Below are 17,410 nucleotides of genomic sequence, written 5' to 3'. Positions count from 1 at the left end.
GTTTAAACCTCTTCCACTGAAATGTCATCGTCTTCTTTTATCAATTGGTACTTTTTCCCCACGCCTATTATCACTAATTCATTTTCTGACTTTGCCTCTTGTATAATTTCTGAAGCTAACTCATCAAGCAGAATCACCGAATTTTTATCGTGCTTATTAGGTCTGTAACCTTTATTAATATTTATGAGTAAAGAGAGCAAGTTGATATTGATTGGCAGCACAAAACGGTGTTCTTTTAGTTTTAGTCGCGCATTAAAAAATGCACTGCTTTTATGTTGGTTTTGTTTTACAGCGACTAAGTCGGCTGTTAAATCAGCTGGCGCTGCTACTTGATAACCACCACTTTCAGACAATAAGTAATGCTTACTACCAAGCCCCGGCGCATTGCGATTAATATATAAACGAATCGCTGATATCAGGGTGTTTCTATAAAACGCTTTTAGTTGTGTTTTTTGTTCCGATTCACCCGAGTAATTATTGTGGAGCTGGTAAGTATTGATGTATGAATCTATCAAACTTTCAGAAAAGTCAGCTAGAAATTGCTTATGATAATTATTGCCGTAATTTTCGTATTTCAATACGTAAAATAGGCGCACATACTGTACAGCATGGTCTAACTGAAAGATGTCATTGCTTATTAGCGTATTGTTAAACTCTTCGAACTCAGTGTCTGGTAATCCTAAATCCCTAGCAAGGATAAATCTATCGATTTCTTTAGTGCGAAGATTTGATGGGTCAAACTCTTCTATTTTGTTAAGCAGCTCATTTTCACCACCTCCAAATAAGTTATCGAATAAATAACTTTTACCAAAGATAAGATCATGTATAAAATCGAGTAATGCCCTAGCTGTTAAAAACTGGTCTCTTACAAGCCTAGCTTTGAATAATAAATCGATAACAACTTGTTGAACTGAAGGAAGGCTGAGAAGTTGATAATTAGCATAGTAACGCTTAACCTTTGCGCTTTTGTATTCTTGGATTTCACTTTCAAAAAGTTGACGTATTAAGTTACCTTCTTGGCTTGTCACTCTTTCGAGTAATTTTTCCGTAAACTCGGAATCATAACCATCTTCATGAATTAGAAATTTTGGATAATCTTCAAAATTAATAAAGTAAATATCATCACTTCTAAAAGTTTTGTTTTCTAAGTAGCTAGCTATCGCATTTTGAATGCGCTCAGACTCGCCTTCTTCAGCATAATTCCCCATCATGCCAGCGTTAATGCCAACAACTAGCGGACTCGTACCATTTTCAAACTCTGTAAAAACTTTATCCAAAGTTTGAATTGCCGAGCCTTTAGGATCAAAGCTATGTGTTGCATCTAAATGAAATTTAATTCGGCTACCAAATTCACTTTTAGCCTTAGTTAATAATTCTGACTTCCCGTCACCACTACTACCACATAGAAAGAGAATTTTTTTATCAGATGCACCAAAAAAAGATATGCGCTTTGCTACGGCATCTTCAATAGGCATTCTAATATATAAGTAATCTTTGATTTGTTGCTGAAGATTCGTTTTATCTTCACTACGTTCTGTAGACACAGCATAAGGCGATGCCATTGACATGACACTAAGGGCTTCTTTTAGGCGCATAAAAATCCTGTTATCACACGGTCGTTCGTCCTTAACCGCATTACGTAAATACTTACTTGCAGAGATTTAATATAAAACTCTGAATATGAAACGTATTAAACACGAATTTTTTACTTATTTGTAGTGCTTCAGCTCAAGTTTTGAGCACTTAACTTCCCATAAATCAATTTACTTGTGCAGCACAACGCTAAAAAGCAATTAAAAAAATTTTAAAAGTAGCATTCAACCACTGCGAGATACATTACAAAGCATTACATCTTACGTAGTTCCTTCTTTGCGGTTTGAGTGACATTTATATCTGAAAGCACTCCGCCTCATCGTTGTAAAGCTATTCTTTGAAACAAACTGAGTGGTCAGCACTTAGAGTGTACATAAAATGGTTCCTGACTTTCGTCAGGATGACGAGATTTAAGTTCAAAGATGACAGGCGGGTTTGAGTTCCGGGGGCGATTTAGAATCGCGAATATTTACTTAAATTGGACAACTTGAAATCTGCTTACGAGCTAAACATCCGTCATTGTGGGCTTGCCCCGCAATCCATTTGCTTTGTAAAACTAAGTTGATACACAACCCCACGTACTTAACATAGCTCCTACACTCAATACTCAATCCAGCAGCCACACTCGCCCCACCAAAAAAGCCCACAAATGTGGGCTTGGGTTGATAACCTAATTACCAGATCCGGTTAGTCACATGAAATTATATTGCCGTCTTTGTTGTAGCATTGCTGGCTTTGGCCGATTTGCCATACACAGTTGTAAGCCACATTGTCTTCCATACAGTGGGTGTATGTGCCATACATGCCATTGCCAGGGTTGAAAGACACTTTCCACTCGTAATATGACCAAGGCGTGGTCGAGCGGTTATCTAACCAGCGGTAAAACACCGATGATGACACTATGTCGTACAAGGCATGGGGCTTTTGGTTTTCTTTATAACTACGCCAGCCATTTTTAAAGCCTGAATGCGAGTTATCCATTTCGACCACGGCATCAGCGGCATCAAAATAGGGGTTATCAAAGTTACTGCGCTTATCCACTTTTGACAGCAAGCCTTGATAGTCATCTACCCAAGTCGTGCCTTCGCATTTATCTAGTAAGAACATACCTTTGTCATTGCCCTGACCGCACGAACCTTGTGGAGCACTGTCGCCAGTCCAAATGTAATCGCCGTTTTTGCCGCCTTCAATTTTGGCATCATACCCCGTTGAAAGCGCGATGATCACATCGTTTCCTTTACCCCCTTCTTGATCAGAAAACTCACCGTTAGTCACAAGGATATCGTCGCCGTGATTACCCCATGCTTTGTGCCAGCGCTTATTGTTCGAATTGCCGTCGCCATCTTCAAATAACGCATCATCGCCGTCGCCACCATGCAAGCGGTCTTCACGGCCTTCGTTACCCGCAAGGTAATCGTCGCCATCATCACCATATAAGGTATCGCTGCCTCTGCCGCCGCTTAGCACATCATGGCCATTGCCGCCGTACAGCTTATCTGCACCATCTTTACTGTGGTCACAGTGCGGTGCATCGTAAATATCACCGCCATTGGCGTTTTCAAGCACACACCCGCCGCCGATGTAATCATTATCATTGCCGCCGTAAAGCCTATCTTCGCCTTGACCACCCATGATGAGGTCACCGCCGTTGTCACCTAAAATCGTATCGTTGTTGTACGAGCCCAATAATTTGTCATGGCCGCTACCGCCGCGGATAGAGTCATTACCATAACCGCCATCCACTTCATCATCGCCATTGTCACCTAAAATGGTGTCGTTGCCGCTGTTCCCAAAAATCTTATCGTTATTATTTCCACCGCGAATATAGTCGTTCTGACGACCAGTAGTGATGTGATCGTTACCATCGCCGCCATACACCTTTTGAATGACATTAACATCCTTGCCGTTGTAGGTGTCATTACCCCTGTTAAGCACGGCATAAACCTCGTCGATTTGGCTCAAATAAAAGTTATCGCAACTGCTACTGTTACCTACTATTCGAGTTACTTTTAAGTTGTCGCCAGACACGCTCAGTGTGAACTTTTCACTACTATTCGTGCCATGAATTTTTAGTATATCGCCGTCAATGTAAGCGATTGCGCCGTCGCTTAAACCGCCGCAGCCTGCCACCGCATAATTTGACAAACCCAATGCCAAAGCTGCGCAGAGTGTACTTTTTTTAAACATCATTTTATTTCCTCAATATGATTGATATAGAGGCATTTTTAATCCTTTACCTGCCTACTCAAGAGGAAGCTAAAAAGCAAATAAGTAAGAAAAGTGAAGACAGTCGCTCCCAGCATTTATTGGCACAAACGGCATGTATTTTGGCGGTATTTGCTAGTACCAGTTTGCAAAACAGCTTTGCTTTTCGCAAATTGAGACTCATCACCTTAGTATCGTGAAATTTCGCATTTTGAGAAATAATTTAGCCTTTCTGGGTCTTTGCAATATGCAAAAAACGCTTTTACATTCGCCATCAAACTGAGGCTAGCATTTCCTTACTCACTGTTTTTTATACATATAAATTACAAAATGGCTATTTATAGCTAAATTGGAGCTATTCTTGCTTTGATGTTAGTAAATGTAACGACTAGATTGGATTTGCATGACAACATTAGAAGCAAGTAAAACCATTGCGCTACTTGAGAAAAAGCTGCAACGTGCGCTAGCAGGCAAAGCACACGCTGAAGATTTACTCGAGTCCAGAGCTCGCAGCTTATACAAAGCAAATGAAGAACTTTGCGAAGCACTTGAGGCGCTTAAAAAGCAAGAGGTGCAACTAATCCAACAAGAGAAGATGGCTTCTCTGGGGCAGCTTTCTGCGGGTGTTGCACATGAACTCAACACCCCCACAGGCTATGCCAAATCGAATATTGAGACGCTTAAAATGTATCTCATTACTTTGTTGGCGTATCAAGACGACCTTGAAAAAATGGCACCCAACGAGCAAGCCATGTTAGCGCTCAAATCCAGCTACGACGTGGCCATTATTCAGGATGACATCCCAGACTTGATGGATGAATCCCTGTGTGGCCTCAACAAAATTGCGTCAATTGTTACTGAGCTGCGTAACTACACGCATATCGACAACGAAGAGATGGTGCCGGAGGATCTTAACCTAGTCCTTGACCAAGCCATCAATTTAGCTCAGAGCAGCTTTAAACATCACGCGACATTGAACACTCAACTAGGCAAATTACCCAAGCTTGTGTGTAGCGGTAACAAGCTGTGCCAAGTGTTTTTAAACTTATTGATCAATGCTGGTCAAGCAATTGAGAAGCTGGGCAAAATTGACATCATCAGCAGCTTCGATGAGCGTAATGTTTACGTCACTATTGCCGATGACGGCATGGGGATCTCAGCACAAAATCTACGTAATATATTCGACCCATTTTTTACCACCAAACCGGTCGGTAAAGGCACAGGGTTGGGCCTCTCGATTTCTTATAAAATCATTCAGCAACATAAAGGAAAAATCGCCGTTGAAAGCACAGAGGGTAAAGGCACGCGCTTTACCATTAGTCTGCCATTCAAACCGGAGCTTGCATAATGAAAGGCCATATTTTTATGTTACTTGAAGAGTTTGTCACTGAAGTCGCCAGTGAAGAAGTGTTATACGACGCTTTTGAAGATTGCTCATTTGATACCAACACCGCTTTTGTGCGAACAGAGAATTACCCTGACGAGCACCTTATTGAACTGGTTGATATCGTTATCAATAAGATAGGCATTACACTCGCACAAGCACATTTCAGTTTTGGTAAATGGCTTTACCCAAGACTATCGGGGTTACTGCCTAAGCACTTCACCGATTACACACACCCCGCGTATGTATTACAACAATTGGATGATTTACATCATATCGAACTTAAAAAGCTCTACCCAGATGCACTGCCGCCAAAATTTCAATACAACACGCTGTCCTTATTTGAAGCGCAGCTTATTTATACTTCGTCACGTAGAATGTTCGATCTGGTCGAAGGCGTATTGGCTGGTATGGCAGAATACTATGGCGTACAAATCACCGTCACCAAACAGCTAAATTGGCACGAAAACCCAAATAGTGCAAAGTATTTAATTACTTACGCTAACGGCGTTGAGTTGTAACGGTTAAATTTAAATAACGACTAGTCAGTTTACACACTCATATTCAGTAGTAAGGCTGGCTATAAACGGCCATTTAAAATTGAAATTTATAGGCCTGAATTAAATGTACTCACTGCTGATATGTGACAGCTGAGTGTATTAGCCAAACAACTTGGGATGTTTAATTCAAAATTAAGAAAATAAACAAATTATCATCAGGGGGAAGCCCTTTTAAAGCTATAAAATAGTCGTCTATCACTGTCTAAAACTAGGCGAATAAAGTGTGATACTTCATGATCAACTGGCAGTTAATTACATCTAAAGTACTGAGTTTTTTAACTGTTCTTTATGTTTGACCCTATTTGCTTTTCGTAATAACAAAACCCGGTAAATTGGAAAGGCATTAAGTGCAACCATAAGAAAAACGTAGTGAAAAATTCCGATAAAACGATATATTGGAATAAAGCTATTCACGTCTAAATACCCTCTTGAAACAAGCTCTACAAAATTGATGGTCATCGTTGGAATGATGACGTAGATACAATTTCTGGCAGTTGATGAGAACGGGCAGCCACGGAGGTGATGAAAAACATAAATGCATACAATGCTGGTAAAACTAAAACACATTTTCAAAAAATAAAAAAGCCGCCTTCTTAGTGTTTGATCCATATCGGCATCAAGAATTGCATCATTCACAGGCATATCTGTAAAATGCAAAATAGCGATGACAATAAATGTTAAGCTCCAAGATACAAAGCGCTTATCAAAGTCACTATTTAGCTCATATGACTTATCATAGAGTTTTGAAAACCCAGTACGATTTAGTTCATATAGAAAGTACAACAAAGTGATGAACAAAGATATTTGAAACCCATAAAAAACAATCAAATTTATTAACACTGGGCCAGTTGAATACGTCAAACAGTTACTCTCTATATCTCTTTAGCTTTTATTAAATACAAAACGAGCCAGACAATTCGCTTTTTCGCAATATAATTACTTTATATTATATTGCATCTCACTTGAAGGTATGTTTGTTTATAACCTTATTCAAACACCCACCACTGAGTTACCTTATCCATGTAACTATACTTAACAATGAGCACCAAATGTGACAAAGTAACAAAACAGACGCAACAGTCAATAGAGGGTTAGTTATGTTAGATATAGGGAAAGTAACTGAAAAAACAGGTGTTAATGCCTCTGCACTGAGGTTTTATGAGTCAAAAGGCCTTATCAAACCTGCGGGTAGAAAAGGCTTAAGAAGGTATTACACAGATAATATTATCGAGCAACTATCCATTATTGCGCTTGGCCAAACTGCAGGGTTTACTTTGGATGAAATTGCCTCGTTTTTTAATGGCAAAAGCATCGAGATAGATAGAGATATGCTGCTCCAAAAGTCAAAAGATATAGCAATAAAAATCAAACAATTACAAGCGATTGAAGCGGAGCTCATTAAAGTAGCTAACTGTCCGAATTCAAACCACTTTGACTGTCACAATTTTAACAAATTACTAAATAATTCATTTAATGCACCAAAGGTCTTTAACAAGCTTTAAAGTTCTGATAACTTAAATAATGAACTATATATTCAACAAGGAATAATGCAGTGAAATTAAAAATAAATAAAAAAGCAATTAAATCACTTTCTACTGACAGTAAAGCTATCCCAGTAATGCAAACACCTAATATTGCAGGTGGTAATCACCCATTCCCACCAACAGCATTTGATAAAGGCTGTCGCTGGTTTACTCACATGCAAGTACATACATGTAACAACCCGTACTAATCAATTTTTTTTGATTTAAAAGCTCAAACTAAAAATAGTTTGAGCTTTTTTATGGCATAAAAAATAGCTTTCTAAGCCTTTGAATCACAAAATTATAAGATAATTATATAGCTTTTATCATTTCATCTTCTTACCCCTTCCTGCTAATTTTTGAGTGAAATTAAACTCAAACTTAAAAGGAAGAAGCTATGAAGCTAGTCATTTCTAAAAAACCACTCAAACGTTTGTTAAACGAACAAGCACTCAGTAATAAACTAACACCTCAAATAGGTGGCGGTTATCCACACTACCCTCCAACTAAGGTAGATGTTGGCTGTAGATGGCACACCAGACAGTATGCTGAGACATGTCATAATCCAAAGTAAACTTTGTTTTATAGTCACCTTGATGCAGCTTTAAGCTAAAAATAATAGCTGCATTTTTTAAACCAGAATACATGGAGGGAATATAACTAACAGTTATAAAAAGTCACATCCATGTGACTCTGCTTGCTTGGAAGGTATTATTCAAGGTCGTAACTTGAATACAGCAAGTCTAGTCAGAGAATATGCAAATAAAATGGAGGAAGAATTTTTAATTCTAAAATACAAGGAGATATGACCAGTATAAATACTGGCCATATAAGATTAATCTTATTACCTAGGTCGTTAAACGTTTAAGTTTTGCAATAAACGAAGTCGTACGCTTTTTTTGCATCAACCAATAACAACTCGGCACAAAGAAAAACGATAAAACGGTCGTTAACACGGTTCCACCCGCTATCGCAATGGCAAACGGTGGCCAGAAACTCCCTCCCGCTAAGATTAACGGTAAAAACCCGCCAACCGTTGTGATGGTGGTTGAAGTAATATGTCGAGCACACGTCATCACACCCGTTACAATTTCATCGACGCTGCTTGCTTCATTGGCCCTGAGCTCAGATAAAATCACAATAGCTGCATTAATCGCTAGCCCCATTAGACCGAGCAAGCCGATGATCACGGTAAATCCAAATGGGAAGCCCGCGATGTACACACTTAAAATCCCTAACATGGCAGACTGAAAGGCTGTGATGAGGATCAGTCCTGTTGTTGTAAAAGAATTAAAAGTCAGTACCAACACAGTAATCAGTACAACAAAAATCACCCCAACTTTACCCAGCAGACTGCCCACAGCTTGATCTCGCTGCTGAGACTCACCACCGATCTCTAAACGATAACCAACAGGTAAAGTAAACTGCTCTTTTTCAAGTTGAAGTTGGAGATCTTTCAATACCTTCGCGGGTAGTACATCCGCTTGTAAAAATGCTTCAACCACATTTAAACGCTCGCCATTACGACGATGAATGGTACTTTGTTCAGGCACAATATGACTTGTTGCAAATGCCGACAATAATAAAGACTGGTTGCCCATTATCTCAACATTAGCAAGGCCATCCAGCCCATCGCGATATTGATTGTCAAATCTTAAGTTAACAGGTACAGTTTCAGTGTCTTCTAATACACTTGCGACCGTCACGCCTTGAGACTGAGCTTGCAATTGCGCAGCAACACGTTGAGCTTGCGCACCTGCGTGAATAAGTTGCGACTCTTGGGCCAATAACTCAACCTTTGCAGCACCCGACTGCAATGTCGTGCGCGTATGTGTCACTTCAGGGTGTGCAATAACGGTTTGCTTAACCCGCTGGCCTAATTCCGCCAAATTATCGAGATCTGGGCCAAATATCCTAATTTCTATCGGCGCATTGAATGGCGGGCCTTGCTCTAGCTTCCTAACCAAGGTTTGTGCCTCAGGAAATGCGCGATCAAGTTCAACTTGTAAGGTTCGGATCAGTTCGTTGGCACGCTCAAAGTCTGTTACTTTGACCATGGCCTGAGCGTAGTTTCGCGCGCCTTTGTCTCTTTGCATCAAGTTGTAGTAAAAAATTGGAATATTACGTCCGACCATCCAATCTAAACGCTCGATCCCCTCATGTTTTAAAATATGCGCATCCATTCTTTTCACCAGAGCTTTGGTCGCATGTATGCTGGCATTGTCGGACAAGCGAACTTCAATATGGAACATATCTCTATCCGCTGGCGGGAAAAACTGCTCAGTCAATTTACCAGCAGAAATAAAACCAATCACTGGGAGCACCATGACACACAGGGCTGTTAACACGGGCCTATTCAAAGAGCGGCTCAGCAACTGTTCAAAGATCTGACTAAGCCGTTTTAATCTGATCCCTTGTGTTAAAAAGCCTGAACTATTTTGCGCATCAACTTGTACATATTTACCTGCAAATACGGCAATCAAGGTATGTGAAATAAGATAAGAACCTATCAGCGCGAAGATAACACTCAGTGCAATACCGCCAACAAATTCACCTGATGGGCCTGGCATGAGAACAATTGGCATAAATGCCAAAATGGTGGTCAGTGTTGAGCTCAATAGTGGTAACCAAAAATGGTGCACCGCTTTTGACACCGCTTTAATCACAGCCAAACCTTGCTGGCGGTATCTCTGTATGGCATCTGTGATCACAATGGCGTTATCAACCATAATACCCAACGCCACAACTAATCCAGTTACCGAGATCTGATGAATAGGCAGGCCATATATATTCATACAGGCCAAAGTAAACATCACGGTCAGAGGTAGCGCCATACCAACAATAATAGCGGCTCTGAGGCCCAGTGTGACAAATAGTACTGCCAAAATCAGCACAAAACCGAGCAAGATGTTATCTAATAAACTGCCTAACCTATCCTCTGTGTAACCTTTTTGGTCGAACAGGCTATGCAATTGAATATTGTTGGGCAATGTTTTACTAAATTCGTTTAACAACGCATCAATCTGATCAGAAAACTTATCAATGCGCACATCAGGGAGCATACGAATACCTAAGTACGCGCCCGGCAACCCATCCACCCAAGCAATTTCTTGCTGCGGTTCAACCAAGATACGCTCAACGGTAGCGATATCACTCAACTGTACTTGTCCGTAGCGACTATCACTTTGAATAGGAATAGACGCAATGCGTGGAATGGACTTGAACTCGCCACTCAACTCAACCTGCATTTGAATTTGCGCATTGCTTATCATCCCCGCAGAGACTTTCGCATCCGCATTTTTTACCGCATGCGCTACTTGCTCGAATGATAAGCCAGCTAATTTTAATTTAGCCGGGTCAAGTGTGACTCTCACTTCCTCATTTGCCACACCAAATAAATGAACCACCTCAACACCGCTTTGATTTCGTAGTTGATTACGCAGCTCTTTGGTGTAGCGATTCACCGCGATTTGTTTGGCCTGCTGCAAAGATAAAGACTCGGTTTCATCCGGCTCTATGGTCAGTGCAACAATTTTGGTATAGGCATAGCCCCTATCGTCTTCGAGCAAAGGTGACGAAGCCTCTTCTGGCAATTCTATTTGCACATCAGCAAGCAAGTCTCGCATTCTCGACCACACCGGCGTGCTGTCTGTCACGGCATCTTCAAGTTCAATACTTAATACACTGATCCCCGCGCGTGACATTGCAATTAGGTTTTTAATCTCGGACTGTTGCTTTAACTTTTGCTCAATTTTTTCTGTGACTTGGGCCTCAACACGGGCGGCAGACGCGCCTGGTAAATACGTCGTGACAAAGGCAAATCGATTGATAATACGGGGATCTTCTGTTCGTGGTAAGCTGCTTAGTGCGGCGAAACCAGATACCAGCAGCAGTGCAATGAGTAACACCTGAAATCGAACGTTTTTGAGCAAAAATGCTATCATTGCTGCTCACCTCGAGTCGCAACCGACTGGACGATATCTACTTTTATATTTGCAGCAACTTTATGTGTACCGTTGGCTAAAATCTTAGTGCCATTTTCCAAGTCGCCATCTATAAACGCATATTGCCCATCGCTATGTAGCACCTCAACCGCTGTCGGTTGTAAATGCCCTTGCTCAATTTGATATATCTGCCAAGTACCACGCGTCCCGTTGGTTAGCGCACTCATTGGTACCCAATAGCCTAATTTTTCGCGCTTTTTCGCAATGATCATAGAAGCCATCTGACCGGAAAAAACAACGGCGTCGCTTGGTAAAGAAAAACGCAGTTGTACGGTTCTTGAAATTGGATCTAAATTGGTGCCGCCGGAGCGCTTTTGCGCTTGATATACACTACCACCAATCGTAATAGGCATCATCGGCTGTATATTTGATAACAAATTTTGCGGCACGCCGATGCGCACTTCTGAATTGCTCTGCTCTAATACTCGCAACGCAATTTGACCGGGTCCCACAACCTCACCTATCGACACCTCACGCATAGCAATCACACCATCAAAAGGCGCCTTGAGGTGCGCTTTATCTAGCCTTACATCCATGCCTTTCAACTTCACATTAAGTACCTGAATTTCGGCTTTTAATACCGCAATTTGAGAACGGTTTTGGTCTAGTTGCTGCTGGGCGGAGTAGTTCGACTTACTTAGCTTTAGTAATCGTTCGCTGTCTTGCTGTGCCAGTGTGAGTTGGGCTTTGATCTTGTCTAGGTTGGCAAGTAACTCTAGCTTTTCAATTTCAAGTAACTGGGTGTCTTGTTTAGCAAGTATCTGCCCTTTTCTAATAGTGTCGCCTTGATCTGCATACAAAGCCTCTAAAACACCACTAAATTCAAAGCCTATCTCAGCTTCTTGATGTTTAACGACTTGTCCTGTTACCTGACGAAATTGATGAAAGCCAGTTGCTTGCTGCAAACTATAGGCTGCGACAGGCAGCCCTTTTTTCTCAGCGCCTTGGTTATCTGCCCATGCCCAATGCGCATTCATTAACAGCATTAAGCCCAATAAAACTCTCATAATGGTTCCTTGCGAATTTCTATACTTTATATACTTGCTGAGCCAGCCTACAGTTTAGTGCATTGTGTCATATGTTTGTAAACTCAAATATAAAGCGTTTAAAACACCTAGAGCGGACTATTAGGCCCGCTCATCCAATGTTGTCGTACAATCGAAATTAGAATAAATTATCTAAAGTCGTGTTCATTGTACCCTTGTTTGATTTTTATACTAGGCATACTAAAAAAATTTCAACTTTATTTTCATATAAGTCTCTGTAAACCCACTCATTGTGTACTTTTCTTACCCATGTTGCGTAGAACCCATCGCCACTTTATCAAAGGCAAAGTCGTTTTCAGCTCTCGCAAATGTATTCGCGTCGGATATGAGAAGTAACTACTTTGCTGAGATTGATCCCTCGCTTCCACGTGTTGGCACTTCAATAACTCTAATACTTGCGCGTATAAAGCCGGAAAGCAGTTACTCACTTGTCTATCTATCTCCAATAAACATGTCGCACCATTCACCTTTATCGCACTTTGAGCGATCAAAGGCCCGGCATCAATCTCTTTATTTTCAACCCAATGTGCAGAAATACCATAATTTTCTTCGTTATAAAGATAGCTAAACATGATCGGGAACAAACCTCGACATTTTGGCAAATATGCTGGGTGAAAATTGACTACACCTTGTGTTGCAGAATTAATGATCTCGTCATGTAAAATTTGGTCAAAATAGTAAATACTCAGCAAATCAATACTTTGGTTTTTAACAAGCTCAACCACACCCGCTGAGTTAATATCTTTCACCTTGATATACTTAATACCCAGCTCGTTACAGCGCTGTTCAATACTGGGCAACACATCCACACCAAAGCATTTCAACAACGGGCGTATTAGAGATAAAAATACCATTTTTACAAAAAGATACTCTGTGAATCCGTACCCTCTAAAGCGCATATTTTTATACGCTTGCGCTAAAAACCCGCCATTTTTTTTAGAGTACGGATCACTGGTGATCACCAATTTTATCTCATCCTTGTGCCTCTCTAACACCTGCATAATGGCTGGTTGTGTCGCCATATTTTCAATATTGCACAGCGCTATACGCATTACACCATCTCCAACTCTTGACCATCGAAGTACTGATTCAAAGGTCCATACATGGCATGCTTGGCAGGTGGGTGAAAATTGAATGCATGTACTACCTGCGCAATCGTCGCAAAGTATCCATTGTTAATGTAGTTAATTCCCCCAACTAAACTCAGCGTACTTTGCGTTACATTCGCTAATACGTCTTGCAAGTGATAGCGCACACTTAATACTTGTGCCAATGTGTCTTGCGTTTGCTCATTCATGTCTGCAGCGATTGCTTTTAACGATAATGCACATGCTTCTAATTGAATATGAGCCTGCGCCTTATCTGTACCTTGCAATCTGCCAAGCTCACAAGCACGCTCAACTAAACCACACACCATGCCTAAATATGACGCGCAGGTGATGAGTTCAAACCACACAAAACCGGCAACATGTGACTGATAAGCAGACTTTTCATCTACATTCACTAACATTGAATGCGGCACAAACACGTTTTCTAAAACGACAGCTTCACTTTGGCTCGCTTGTAAAAAAGGTGCTTGCCAAAACTTTTCAACCGAGATCCCCTCGCATGCTTTGTGGATCATGGCAACAGCAAAGTAAGGCTCACCGTCTTTAGGTTCAACTTGCACACTGGCAGTCAATAAATCCATGCAGTGAGCTAAACTACACGGTTTTTTTACGCCTGAAATCACATAACCTTTGTCCACTTCTTTGGCGACAATTGAGCTTTTTAATATGCTTTTACCTATTTGCCCTTCACTAAAAGCAGAAGACACCAATAAGTTTGAACGGGAGATCCCTTCTAACATCAAAGACTCCAGTCCATTACCCACTTTCGCCATTTCTTGCAAAGTCGCAATCGAAAACTGATGCATGCCAACAGCAATTGCTAACGATGGCGATGCGCCACCAATGGCCATTTGCAATTGCACGGCTTGCCATGCATCCAGACCTTTTCCACCATACTTTTGCTTCACCAAGGTAGGTGCACCACCTGTCTCCCTGAAAATATTGATGGCTTGGCTTTTCTCATCTTCTAGTGCGTCAAAGGGGGTTTCGGCCAAATAATTTGCCAATTCTGGCAACGTATCGCGCAGCAAATGCTGCGCGTTTTGGAATGTACTCATGCAACGGCCTCTTGCTGGCTGGCGAATAGTTCGCTCAACATTTGCTCAACATTTTGCTTGATAGCAGATTCCGCAATTGGTTCTAAAATATCCGCAAGCGTTGGGATCCCCATGCAAAAACGCGCATCAAATGTCACTGTGCATTGACCTTCTGAAAGGGCTTCAATAGACCAGAACCCTTCAAAGATATCTGCATCCCCTTCTATTTGCGTAAATTCAATCTTCAAGTCACTTTTGTTGAAAATATCGCGTTCGCGCCACGACATTTTTCCATCGTGAAAATGCACCAGCCAAGTTGACTCAGACTCAGTCTCGTTAATCTCAGTCACATCAACAGAGATCACCGCCTGACAATGACTTTCAAATGATTTGAAGTCAGCAATTTTCTCAAATGCTTCTACCGCCGATGCATTAACTGTTTGGGTATATTTTACGTCTCTCATGGTATTTCCTTAAATCTTGTCAATTGCGTTTTCAAACGCGGTATAAAGCTGTGTTAACTGCTCGTCAGTTAAAAAAGCACACGGGGTTAAGCGCACCGTAGACGCATTACTTAATGAGTGGCTCGTCAGGATGTTATGATGCAAAAGTGACAAAGTGAGCTGGCCTGCACGAGCAGGACTACCAACATCAATCCCGATCAAAAGCCCCTCACCGCGCACAATGATTCCCTGCGAAGCACTGTGGTTATGTGCCGCCGCAATGCTTTTTAATTTGGTTACAATGTTTTGACCTATCTTGGATGCTCGTTCTGCAATTTGATCTTTAAGCAACACATCAATCGTCGCTTCGGCCGCAGCCAACGCAATCGGAGAGCCGCCAAAGGTACTTGAATGCAGCATAAAATCTTTGTTTAACGGTGCAAAAGCAGCTTCTGTAGCAACCACAGCTGCGCACGGCACGACGCCACCACTGAGGCCTTTGCCAACCAGCATGACATCCGGCACTATGTTGTGTTTATCAATGGCCCACATACTGCCAGTGCGAGCGAGCCCAGACTGGATTTCATCACAGATAAAAAGGCCTTTTGATTGCTCACATAACTGCTTGGCAGTATGCAAAAATTCATAGCTCAGGGCATAAACACCGCCCTCACCTTGAACAGGCTCAGCAATAAAAGCGACAGGCTCTTTGTGTTTAGCAAACGCCGCTTTTAGTGCCGCAACATTGTCTCTCTCGACAAACTCAACATTGTCAAACAAAGGCGCAAATGGCGTGCGAAATTCATCGCGGTGTGTTACCGACAAAGCACCTAGTGACTTTCCATGATAACTGCCCGTTACGGCAATAATATGTTTACACCCATTCGCTCTGGCGAGCTTCAGTCCCAGCTCTGTGGATTCCGCACCAGAGTTAGTGAAAAAGGCATATTGGATAGGCTCAGGACAAATATCTACCAGTTTTTTACTGGCTGAAGCCAAATTTGGGCTCACAAGCGTGCGTGAACTCATTGGCATAATATCTATTTGCGATTTGACCGCCGCCACGACTTGAGGATGTTTATGGCCCAAAATAAAGACCCCAAACCCACCAAAGTCTAAATAAGTTTTGCCATTTTCATCGATAATCTCAGCACAATGAGCACTTTGCTCTATGGGCAAGCTCATCATGCTAGATAAACGTGCTTTTGAGCGGTTACTGTGCGCCTTAAGTAGTTCGAGTGTTTCCTCTCTCACGTCACTGCGCTCCCGAAAGCTCAGTGATCAAAGGGTGTTGATGATCATATGCAACCAAGTTTTTAGCCAGTGTATGGCGTACATCATAGTTGTAACACTCGCCTGCAACCTCAGCTAGATGCGGTACATCAGATTGAAAACCTTCTGACATATCAAGATATTTTAAATAAATGGAGGTTTCTTCAAACATACGTTTGAAGCGTTTTGGCAGTGCCGGCATAAATACGGGTTTAACCAACCTCTCAAAGGTGGTTGGGCTCATTAGCTTAGGCGCTTTGAAACGCACATCATAACGTGATGTGATATCATCATCCTCACCTAGTGTAAGCAAGTCGCCTAATGTTTTAGCCAAGGTGCCCGCAGTTAACCAAAACTCACCCGATAACTTTTTATCCACTATCGTCAAAATACATTTAGCAACAATATCGCGGGGGATCACATCAACCAATGTGCTCGCATCTCCAGGGACTATCGGGATAACTTCCTTGGTGGCAAGTTTAAGCATGTTATGTAGCCCTTGCTTTTTAGGCATCAAACCCTGTGCGCTGTCGCCAATGATCACAGATGGACGAACAACCGTGATGTTGTCACTGAGGCAAGCTTCTGCTTCGCGTTTGCTTTGCTCATAATTATTAAAATCATGACCATTTCGACCTTTTACAAAAGCAGTGCTTATATGGATAAGCGGTACGTTTAACTGCTCAGACAGCTGGATGGCGTGTTTAAGACCCGCCACATTTATCCCAGCTAACACATCTGGATCGGCGGTAAAGTCTGTTAGTGCCGCGCTGTGCACGATACAATCTATACCTTCAAGTTGAGCTATTTGCTCATCATTTAAGCCAAAATTGGCTTTACGGATATCACCCTGAATTTGCTGACTTACCCCTTGAGGCAATTCATTAAAAGATCGTTGATTTACTAGAATAACAATCTCATCATTTGGTGATAAAAGCTCTATCATTGAGAGCCCCACGACCCCAGTCGCGCCAGTCAATAAAAATCTACGAGACATAATTACTCCTTAATCATTTTGTGTGTAAAAAGCACGCTATATACTGCAAAGTCCCCTTTACAGGTAATAATGATAATGATTTTCAATTTCAGATCAAACAAATATTTTACTAAATTTTAACTTGCGAGATTCGTTTATATCTATCACTGCAAATAAAACAGCTCGTTGCGGTGATGTAAGAGAGATTTAACAGGGAAATGTGCACAAAATATTGATGAAAAGTTTTTGTTGATGAGG

The 17,410-nt window shown here is 41.5% G+C and carries 14 protein-coding genes; 5 read left to right on the top strand and 9 right to left on the bottom strand.

Features of this window, described 5'->3' with window-relative positions:
- Positions 1–2: 2 nt before the first annotated feature.
- Both dptF and N477_RS05430 read right to left on the bottom strand, forming a co-directional pair.
- Positions 3–1,595: a DNA phosphorothioation-dependent restriction protein DptF gene (gene dptF / locus N477_RS05435; RefSeq protein ID WP_063360451.1), complete on the bottom strand. Its 1,593-nt coding sequence runs from the start codon at positions 1,593–1,595 to the stop codon at positions 3–5.
- Between the two features lie 685 nt (positions 1,596–2,280).
- The gene (locus tag N477_RS05430; RefSeq protein ID WP_063360452.1) at positions 2,281–3,783 is read right to left on the bottom strand and encodes a calcium-binding protein; all 1,503 of its coding nucleotides are present in this window, start codon (positions 3,781–3,783) and stop codon (positions 2,281–2,283) included.
- Between the two features lie 418 nt (positions 3,784–4,201).
- Here N477_RS05430 and N477_RS05420 point away from each other — a divergent pair, with 418 nt between their 5' ends.
- From N477_RS05420 to N477_RS25915, 5 genes are all read left to right on the top strand, one after another.
- A complete protein-coding gene (locus tag N477_RS05420) occupies positions 4,202–5,146 on the top strand; it encodes a sensor histidine kinase (RefSeq protein ID WP_063360454.1) in 945 nt (314 codons plus the stop codon).
- Positions 5,146–5,703 carry a heme NO-binding domain-containing protein gene (locus N477_RS05415; protein ID WP_063360455.1) on the top strand — a complete coding sequence of 186 codons (558 nt, stop codon included), beginning with the start codon at positions 5,146–5,148 and terminating at the stop codon, positions 5,701–5,703. Before N477_RS05420 ends, N477_RS05415 begins: the two co-directional genes overlap by 1 nt.
- 1,136 nt (positions 5,704–6,839) lie before the next feature.
- On the top strand, positions 6,840–7,244 hold the full coding sequence (locus N477_RS05405) for a MerR family transcriptional regulator (protein ID WP_063360457.1): 405 nt from the start codon (positions 6,840–6,842) through the stop codon (positions 7,242–7,244).
- Between the two features lie 50 nt (positions 7,245–7,294).
- The gene (locus tag N477_RS05400) at positions 7,295–7,474 is read left to right on the top strand and encodes a hypothetical protein (protein WP_063360458.1); all 180 of its coding nucleotides are present in this window, start codon (positions 7,295–7,297) and stop codon (positions 7,472–7,474) included.
- Positions 7,475–7,662: 188 nt separating this feature from the next.
- A complete protein-coding gene (locus N477_RS25915; RefSeq protein ID WP_155731808.1) occupies positions 7,663–7,839 on the top strand; it encodes a hypothetical protein in 177 nt (58 codons plus the stop codon).
- 274 nt (positions 7,840–8,113) lie between these two features.
- On the opposite strand, the gene N477_RS05395 is transcribed toward N477_RS25915, so the two are convergent.
- The 7 genes from N477_RS05395 to N477_RS05365 all read right to left on the bottom strand — a co-directional run bounded on the left by N477_RS05395 (position 8,114) and on the right by N477_RS05365 (position 17,173).
- Complete coding sequence (locus N477_RS05395) at positions 8,114–11,209, bottom strand: efflux RND transporter permease subunit (RefSeq protein ID WP_063360459.1); 3,096 nt, start codon at positions 11,207–11,209, stop codon at positions 8,114–8,116.
- Entirely contained in the window at positions 11,206–12,276 is a 1,071-nt protein-coding gene (locus N477_RS05390) for an efflux RND transporter periplasmic adaptor subunit (protein ID WP_063360460.1), read from the bottom strand. The genes N477_RS05395 and N477_RS05390 overlap by 4 nt, the downstream gene beginning before the upstream one ends.
- A 266-nt stretch (positions 12,277–12,542) precedes the next feature.
- On the bottom strand, positions 12,543–13,367 hold the full coding sequence (locus N477_RS05385; RefSeq protein WP_063360461.1) for a formyltransferase family protein: 825 nt from the start codon (positions 13,365–13,367) through the stop codon (positions 12,543–12,545).
- Positions 13,367–14,482, bottom strand: a complete 1,116-nt coding sequence (locus N477_RS05380) for an acyl-CoA dehydrogenase family protein (protein ID WP_063360462.1) — start codon at positions 14,480–14,482, stop codon at positions 13,367–13,369. The genes N477_RS05385 and N477_RS05380 overlap by 1 nt, the downstream gene beginning before the upstream one ends.
- The gene (locus N477_RS05375; protein ID WP_063360463.1) at positions 14,479–14,925 is read right to left on the bottom strand and encodes a type II toxin-antitoxin system RatA family toxin; all 447 of its coding nucleotides are present in this window, start codon (positions 14,923–14,925) and stop codon (positions 14,479–14,481) included. Before N477_RS05375 ends, N477_RS05380 begins: the two co-directional genes overlap by 4 nt.
- Before the next feature lie 9 nt (positions 14,926–14,934).
- Complete coding sequence (locus N477_RS05370) at positions 14,935–16,158, bottom strand: aspartate aminotransferase family protein (RefSeq protein ID WP_081216335.1); 1,224 nt, start codon at positions 16,156–16,158, stop codon at positions 14,935–14,937.
- Position 16,159: 1 nt separating this feature from the next.
- Positions 16,160–17,173 (bottom strand): SDR family oxidoreductase, encoded by a 1,014-nt coding sequence (locus tag N477_RS05365; protein WP_063360465.1) that lies wholly within the window; start codon positions 17,171–17,173, stop codon positions 16,160–16,162.
- Between the last annotated feature and the right edge of the window lie 237 nt (positions 17,174–17,410).

The organism is Pseudoalteromonas luteoviolacea H33-S (assembly GCF_001625695.1).
GTDB lineage: Bacteria > Pseudomonadota > Gammaproteobacteria > Enterobacterales > Alteromonadaceae > Pseudoalteromonas > Pseudoalteromonas luteoviolacea_B.
This window is presented reverse-complemented; position numbering and strand designations above follow the sequence as displayed.